This is a genomic window from Nostocoides australiense Ben110 (assembly GCF_001050535.1).
GTDB lineage: Bacteria > Actinomycetota > Actinomycetes > Actinomycetales > Dermatophilaceae > Nostocoides_A > Nostocoides_A australiense.
The window spans coordinates 2,780,636-2,787,281 of sequence record NZ_HG764815.1 but is presented as its reverse complement, the minus strand read 5'-3'; the positions used below and the strand labels follow the sequence as shown (position 1 = coordinate 2,787,281).

7 protein-coding genes and 1 pseudogene are annotated in these 6,646 nt (G+C 69.6%); 3 read left to right on the top strand and 5 right to left on the bottom strand.

Annotation, left to right across the window (positions count from 1 at the left end):
- Positions 1-293, bottom strand: a pseudogene (locus BN11_RS23835) (hypothetical protein); the annotation flags it as partial.
- 19 nt (positions 294-312) lie between these two features.
- On the bottom strand, positions 313-1,212 hold the full coding sequence (locus BN11_RS13420) for a LysR family transcriptional regulator ArgP (RefSeq protein WP_048698452.1): 900 nt from the start codon (positions 1,210-1,212) through the stop codon (positions 313-315).
- Between the two features lie 71 nt (positions 1,213-1,283).
- Between BN11_RS13420 and BN11_RS13415 the strand changes: the two genes are divergently transcribed.
- Positions 1,284-1,895 carry a LysE/ArgO family amino acid transporter gene (locus BN11_RS13415; RefSeq protein WP_048698450.1) on the top strand — a complete coding sequence of 204 codons (612 nt, stop codon included), beginning with the start codon at positions 1,284-1,286 and terminating at the stop codon, positions 1,893-1,895.
- 4 nt (positions 1,896-1,899) lie between these two features.
- Here BN11_RS13415 and gdhA read toward each other — a convergent pair whose 3' ends face one another.
- Genes gdhA through BN11_RS25890 form a run of 3 tightly spaced genes read right to left on the bottom strand, consistent with a single transcriptional unit; the run spans position 1,900 to position 3,920 of the window.
- Complete coding sequence (gdhA, locus tag BN11_RS13410) at positions 1,900-3,249, bottom strand: NADP-specific glutamate dehydrogenase (RefSeq protein ID WP_048698448.1); 1,350 nt, start codon at positions 3,247-3,249, stop codon at positions 1,900-1,902.
- 55 nt (positions 3,250-3,304) lie between these two features.
- Positions 3,305-3,679 carry a hypothetical protein gene (locus BN11_RS13405; RefSeq protein ID WP_053084104.1) on the bottom strand — a complete coding sequence of 125 codons (375 nt, stop codon included), beginning with the start codon at positions 3,677-3,679 and terminating at the stop codon, positions 3,305-3,307.
- Between the two features lies 1 nt (position 3,680).
- A complete protein-coding gene (locus BN11_RS25890; protein WP_327152910.1) occupies positions 3,681-3,920 on the bottom strand; it encodes a hypothetical protein in 240 nt (79 codons plus the stop codon).
- 628 nt (positions 3,921-4,548) lie between these two features.
- Here BN11_RS25890 and BN11_RS13395 point away from each other — a divergent pair.
- The gene (locus tag BN11_RS13395; protein WP_048701481.1) at positions 4,549-5,805 is read left to right on the top strand and encodes an MFS transporter; all 1,257 of its coding nucleotides are present in this window, start codon (positions 4,549-4,551) and stop codon (positions 5,803-5,805) included.
- A gap of 9 nt (positions 5,806-5,814) precedes the next feature.
- A partial coding sequence (locus tag BN11_RS13390) for a DUF4011 domain-containing protein (RefSeq protein ID WP_048698446.1) occupies positions 5,815-6,646 on the top strand: 832 nt, incomplete at its 3' end.

The following is a 6,646-nucleotide window of genomic DNA, read 5'->3' as shown; positions in this document are numbered from 1 at the left end:
GCGGTGCGCGCCGCGACCGGGGCCACGGTGCGAACCCACCGGCGCAAGAGCCATGCCTGTCCCCATATGCTCCCGAAGAGTTGTTTTCCGAACCGGGCGTGCGTCATGTCGACGGCATCCCGGCTGTCCGCGCCGAGGGGGACGAAGTCGGCGCCCAGTTCGGCACAGAGCCCGGCGAAGTCGTCGGGCGCGAGGACGAGCGCGGAGCCGCCCCGGCGCGTGATCTCGGCGGCGAGTGTGGCCAGGGGTTGCACGTCGCCGCGTGAGCCGAGGGCGATCAGCACCACCGTCATGACGTGATTCTTCCAACCGTCAGCGGCGTGCCGGGTCCAGGGACCGGTGCGCCGCAGCGGTGACCACCCCGGTCAGTGCGCGCAACGGCGCGGAGTCCACGCTCCATACCTGCCAATGAAGAGGGACGTCGACCGGTCGCTCCGGCGCGAGGTGCACCAGCGAATCTCGCTGGGGGAGAGCGGCATACTGCAGCTCGGGGACGAGCCCCCAGCCGAGTCCGAGTTGTATGCCGTGGACGAAGTCCGCGGACGCGGGCAGATAGTGCGCGGGCGGTTGGAGCGGGTGGCCGGCGACGTCCGCGATGAACCGGTGCTGCAGCGTGTCCTTGCGATTGAAGACCACGACCGGGGCCGTGGCGAGTGCCTGTGCCGTCAGGCCGCGCGGGAAGTGGGCCTCGGTGAAATCCGGTGCGGCGCAAGCAAAGTAGCGCATCGATCCCAACGGGGTGACTGTGCACCCAGGCACCGGTCGGGCGCCAGAGGTGACCGCGGCGAGGACCGACTCGCTGCTGAAGAGTTCGAAGGTGCGGTCTTGATCATCGACATGGACGTCGAAGACGGCCCGAAAGCGAGCGGGCATGCGCGCGAGCGCGGGGAGGAACCAGGTGGCGAGCGAGTCGGCGTTGACGGCGATCGGGAGGGTGGCGAAACCGGCGGTGGCACCGATGCCGATTTCGTTCGCCGTGTCGTCGGCGAGGCGCGTGGTGACCCGGGCCAGCCGCAGGACCGCCGCGCCGGGGGGCGTGACCCGCACCGGCTTGCTGCGCGTCACGAGGACCCGCCCGACAGCACTCTCCAGGGCCTTGATGCGCTGGCTCACCGCCGAGGGAGTGATGCCGAGGGCCGCCGACGCGGCGTCGAAGGTCTCCTCGTCGATGACGGCGGCGAGGGTGCGCAGCTGCTCCAGCGACACGTCCATACAGCAAGTCTAATGATTAATAAGAAAAGTGAGTTGGCTTAATGGTGTGAGGGGCTTTTAGCGTTGCCGGCATGGATTCCCCCTGGAGCGCAGCCCTGACTGGGATGCTGACCGGCGCGGCCCTGATCATCGCGATCGGCGCGCAGAACGCCTATGTGCTGCGCCAGGGCATCAAGCGCAGTCATGTGCTGCCGATCGTCGCGATCTGCGCGCTCTCCGACGCCGTGCTCATCGCCGCCGGCGTGGGCGGGATGGGGGCGATCGTCGCAGCGGCCCCCGGCCTGATCACGGCGATCAAGTGGGTGGGCGCCGTTTTCCTCGTCGGCTACGGCGTGCTGGCGGCCCGCCGGGCTCTGCACGGCGAGCACCTCGATGTCGCGGGGGGCCTGGGCCCGACCTCGTTGAAGGCGGCGGTGTTGACGGCGCTCGCCTTCACGTGGCTCAACCCGCACGTCTATCTCGACACCCTGGTCTTCCTCGGGTCGGTGGCCACGAGCCACGCGGAGCGGCGTTGGTGGTTCTGGGCCGGGGCGTCGGCGGCGTCGGTGATCTGGTTCTCCGGGTTGGGATTCGGTGCCCGGCTGCTCGGGCCCTTGTTTGCCAAGCCTGGCGCGTGGCGCGTCCTCGACGGCGTCATCGCGGCCGTGATGGTGACCCTCGGGGTGAGCCTGGCGGCCGGGTGAGTGCCTAGATCACCCCCAAGGCGACCATGGCGTCCGCGACCTTGATATAGCCGGCGAGGTTGGCGCCGACCACGTAGTCGCCGGGGTGGCCAAACTCCTCTGCCGTGGCGACACAGACCGCGTGGATGTCGGTCATGATCTGCTCGAGGCGGGCCTCGGTGTCCTCGAAATTCCAGGAGTCGCGGCTGGCGTTCTGCTGCATCTCCAGGGCGCTGGTGGCGACGCCGCCGGCGTTGGATGCTTTGCCCGGCGCATACAGGATGCCCGCCTCCTGGAAGAGCCCGATCGCTTCGGGCGTGGAAGGCATGTTCGCGCCCTCGGCGACCATCTCGACGCCATTGTCCAGCAACGTCTTCGCGCCTGCCGCCGGAAGTTCGTTCTGGGTGGCGCAGGGGAGGGCGACCTGGCACGGCACATCCCACAAGGACCCGCCGCTGACATGCCGGGCGCTGTCGCGCTGATCGGCATACTCGGTCAGCCGGCCCCGCCTGACCTCCTTGATGTCCTTGAGCAGGTCGAGATCGATGCCGGCCTCGTCGACGACATAGCCGTCGCTGTCACTGCACGCGATCACGGTGCCGCCGAGTTGGTGCACCTTCTCGATGGCATAGATCGCGACATTGCCCGAGCCGGACACGACGACCCGCTTGCCGTCGAAGGACTGGCCGCGGGTGCCGAGCATCTGTTGGGCGAAGAAGACCGTGCCATAGCCCGTGGCCTCGGTCCGCACCCGCGAGCCGCCCCACGTCAATCCCTTGCCGGTCAGCGCGCCGGACTCGTATCGGTTGGTGATCCGCTTGTACTGACCGAACAGGTAGCCCAGCTCGCGTCCGCCCACACCGATGTCGCCGGCTGGGACGTCGGTGTACTCGCCGATGTGCCGGTATAGCTCGGTCATGAACGACTGGCAGAAGCGCATGATCTCGGCATTGGAGCAGCCCTTGGGGTCGAAGTCCGACCCGCCCTTGCCGCCGCCGATCGGCATACCGGTCAACGAGTTCTTGAAGGTCTGCTCGAACCCGAGGAACTTGATGATCGACAGGTTGACCGAGGGATGGAAGCGCAATCCGCCCTTGTAGGGGCCGAGGGCCGAGTTGAACTCGACCCGATAGCCGCGGTTGATCCGCACCTCGCCGTCATCGGTGACCCACGGCACCCGGAAGATGATCTGCCGCTCCGGCTCGCAGATGCGTTTGAGGATCGACCACTGCGCATACTCCGGACGTTCGCCGGCGATGGGGGCGAGGCTGAGCATGACCTCGTAGATCGCCTGGTGGAACTCCGGCTCACCGGGGTTCCGCGCGATGACGGCGTCGTACTGCGATTGGAAGTTGGGGTGCAGGTCGGCGGGCATGTCCTTTACCTTTCCCTATGACGCGTGCTCCCGGGAGTGTGATCTCACCGGGGCCTCACGAAAAGCGCGAGACCACCACCAGCCCGTAGCCGATGCACAACCCCAGCCCGAGACCCGAGACCGAGGCCCCCGCGGATGTCGTGGCCATGATGGCGCCGTAGATCGCCATGCTCGCCATGATGTAGGCCCCGACATTGGCGCGCACCCCGACGCCCATGGCGTCATCCTGGCCGGTGCCCTGCGCGGCGATGAACAAGAACATCACGACGGGGAAGACCAGCGTGAAGATCATCGTGCGCTTGTTGCGCAGCATGTGGCGCAACTCGATGCGGGCGATGGTGAGGTTGATGCCGCCGCGGGCGGGGGCGGTCATGGTGCTGGTGGTCATGGCGCGGGTGGCCATGGGGGTGGTTGACATGGTGGTGGTCATCTCAGTGCTCCTGTGCGGTGTCGTCTGCGGCGTCGTCGCCGGTCAGGGCGACAAAGGCGTCTTCGAGGCCGCGGGCGGTGATCTCCAGGTCCCGGGCGGGGGTAGCGGTCAGCAGGTGGCGGGCGACGGCGTCGGAGTCCGCGGCGCGGATGGTCACCGTGTCGCCGAGGATGTCGACGGATTCGACGCCGGGTATGCCGTGCAGGGCGTCCGCGCTCGCGCCGGGCCAGGTGGCGCGCACCGACCGGCCGGGCGGTGCCGTCGGCGACGATCTGCCCCTTGCGCACCAGGACGACGCGGTCGGCATACTGATCGGCCTCCTCGAGGTGGTGGGTGGCGAAGACGACGGTGCGCCCGGCGCGGGCGTCGGCGTGGATGTTCTCCCAGAACGCACGGCGGCTGGCGACGTCCATGCCGGTGGTGGGTTCGTCGAGGAGGATCAGCTCGGGGTCGCTGATCAGCGACATCGCGAAGCGGAGACGCTGTTGCTCCCCGCCGGAGCACTTGCCCACCGTCCGGTCGGCCACCTCGGTCAGGCCGGCGGCGGCAAGGACCTCGTCGACGGGCCGGGTGTGGGCGAAGAGGGAGCCGGTGCCGAGGAAGGCGACGGCCTCGCCGCGCTGGATGGTCAGGGTCGATCCCGCGGACCGCGTGCACGGACCCGAAGGACTTCGTCAGTCCGGTCAAGGAGATGGCGGGGGAAGCGGTGGCCGATTGTGCCCTGTGCTGGATTTGCGTGGTGGTCATGACCAGAACTCTCGCCCGTCGGCACGGCCACGCTCCCTGCGCTCCGTCACGACCTGCACCTGACAGTCGTCACGGGTGGTGCGAAGTCGGGGAGCGCACCCCATAGGGTGAGGCCGGTGCAGATGGTCATGGATCGTGCCCAGGCGCAGCGGCATACCGTCCGCACTCTCATGCTCACCCAGGTCCTCGGCGGGGTCGGTCTCGCGGCCGGTGCGACGGTGGGTTCCCTTCTGGCAGAACGCATCAGCGGCCGCACCGACCTCGCGGGCCTCGGTGGCACCTTTCAAACCCTGGGGTCGGCGCTGCTCGCGCTGCCGATCGCCGCCGTCGCCCACCGGCTTGGGCGCCGGCCCTCTCTGACCATGGCGTATGTCGTGGCCGCCCTCGGAGCCCTCGGGATCGTCACGGCGTCGGCCATCTCATCCTTCGCCCTCTTCCTCCTCGGGTCGGCGCTGCTGGGCTCGGCGACGGCGGCCAACAGCGGCGCCCGGTATGCCGCCGCCGACCTCGCCCTGCCCGAACGGCGTGGGCGTGACCTGTCCCTCGTGGTGTGGGTCACGACGGTCGGTTCGGTGTTCGGCCCGAATCTCGCCGGGCCGGCGGCGCCGCTGGCCCGAACGCTCGGCCTGGAGGTCCTCGCCGGCCCGTTCGTCATCAGCACGGTGACATTGACCTTGGCGGGGCTCGTGATGACCTGGCTGTTGCGGCCCGACCCGCTGCTGCTGTCCCGCACCCTGGCGGGGGAGGAGTACGAGCATCAGAAGGGGTCGGTCGGCCGCGGGTTCGCGGCGATCCGCCGGCACCCGGCCGCGGCGCTGGGGATCGGGGTGATGGCGCTCGCGCACGTCGTGATGGTCGGGGTGATGGTGATGACGCCGATCCACCTGGTGCACGGCCACGCGAGCCTCGCCGTCGTCGGCTTCGTCATCAGCGGGCACATCCTCGGGATGTTCGCCTTCGCGCCGGTGATGGGCTGGGGCGTCGACCGGTATGGCGCCCCGCCCGTCGCGTTGACCGGCGGGCTCATCCTCGGGGTGGCCGCGATCCTTGCGGGACTGTCGGAGGCCGGCTTCTCGGCGTTGCTGACCGTGGCGCTCTTCCTGCTGGGGCTCGGCTGGTCGGCGGCGTTCGTCAGTGGCTCGACCTTGCTCGTCGGCCCGCTGACGGTGGCCGAGCGCCCCGGCGGACAGGGCCTGGCCGACCTGCTCATGGGGCTGACGGCTGCCGCCGGGGGCGTGGTCGCCGGCATCGTCGTGCAGCACTGGGGCTACGCCTGGCTCGCTCACATCGCCCTGACCGGGGCTGCCGCGATCATGATCCTGGCCGCGATGGCCCTCTCCGCCGAACGCGGCGCCGGAGCTGGTCGCACGGTGGATTAGCCTTCTGCCGTGACCGCCCTTCCCGCCCCGACACCCGGCTCGCCGGAGGCGGCGGCGCAGCAGGTCTCGCGCCTGCGCGCGGAGATCGTGCAGCAGTTCGGACCCAACACCTTGCTGTGGTCGGACCAGGCGATCGTCCTCGACGTCACCCACGCTCACCCGGGCGGCCTGGCCAAGCTCCTTGTCAGCAAAGACACCCTGCTCAGCGAGCTGTATCGCGAGAGCGCGACGCAGCAGCGGGCCATCAGCAAGGCGCGGGCCATCCGGGCCAAGGAGCAGGAACTCGCGCGCGAGCGCGGGGTTCCCGGCTGCTACCTCGCCATCGGTCGCGCCACGTGGACCGAGCGGCGCGGACCGAAGCCCAACGCGCCGGTCTTCCTGCGGCGTCTCGAACTGATCCCGGAGAGCCCCGCGCAGCAGGAGTTCCGGGTCGTCCTCACCGGCGAAGCAGAGTTCAACCCGGCCCTCCGTGGCTTCCTCGAGAGCGTCGGCGGCACCGACCTACCGTTCGACGATCTGGTGCGAATGTCGATGCGCCCCAGCGGGTTCGACCCGGCTGCAGCGTATGAGGCGTTGGGCCGGTCCTGGCCAGGGCCGCCGGGTTGGTCGATCGCACGGGACATGTGGATCACCACATTCCCCTACGCGAAACTCCCCGCCGTGTCCGATTTCACCCGGGTCGCCGCCGCCCTCGAGGAGCACCCCCTCCTCGACACGCTGGTGCGCGGCGCCGCGACCGGGCCGGCGCCGGGCCGCACTCACGAACCGGCGGACCCTGAACTCGTCACGGTCCTCGATGCCGACCCCGGCCAGATCGCTGCCATCGAGGCGGGGGGGGGGG

Bases quoted from the DNA above. Each gene is read 5' to 3' on its own strand.
- BN11_RS13420 (WP_048698452.1), bottom strand. From the start codon at position 1,212: ATGGACGTGTCGCTGGAGCAGCTGCGCACCCTCGCCGCCGTCATCGAC.
- BN11_RS13415 (WP_048698450.1), top strand. From the start codon at position 1,284: ATGGATTCCCCCTGGAGCGCAGCCCTGACTGGGATGCTGACCGGCGCG.
- gdhA (WP_048698448.1), bottom strand. From the start codon at position 3,249: ATGCCCGCCGACCTGCACCCCAACTTCCAATCGCAGTACGACGCCGTC.
- BN11_RS13405 (WP_053084104.1), bottom strand. From the start codon at position 3,679: ATGACCACCACCATGTCAACCACCCCCATGGCCACCCGCGCCATGACC.
- BN11_RS13395 (WP_048701481.1), top strand. From the start codon at position 4,549: ATGGTCATGGATCGTGCCCAGGCGCAGCGGCATACCGTCCGCACTCTC.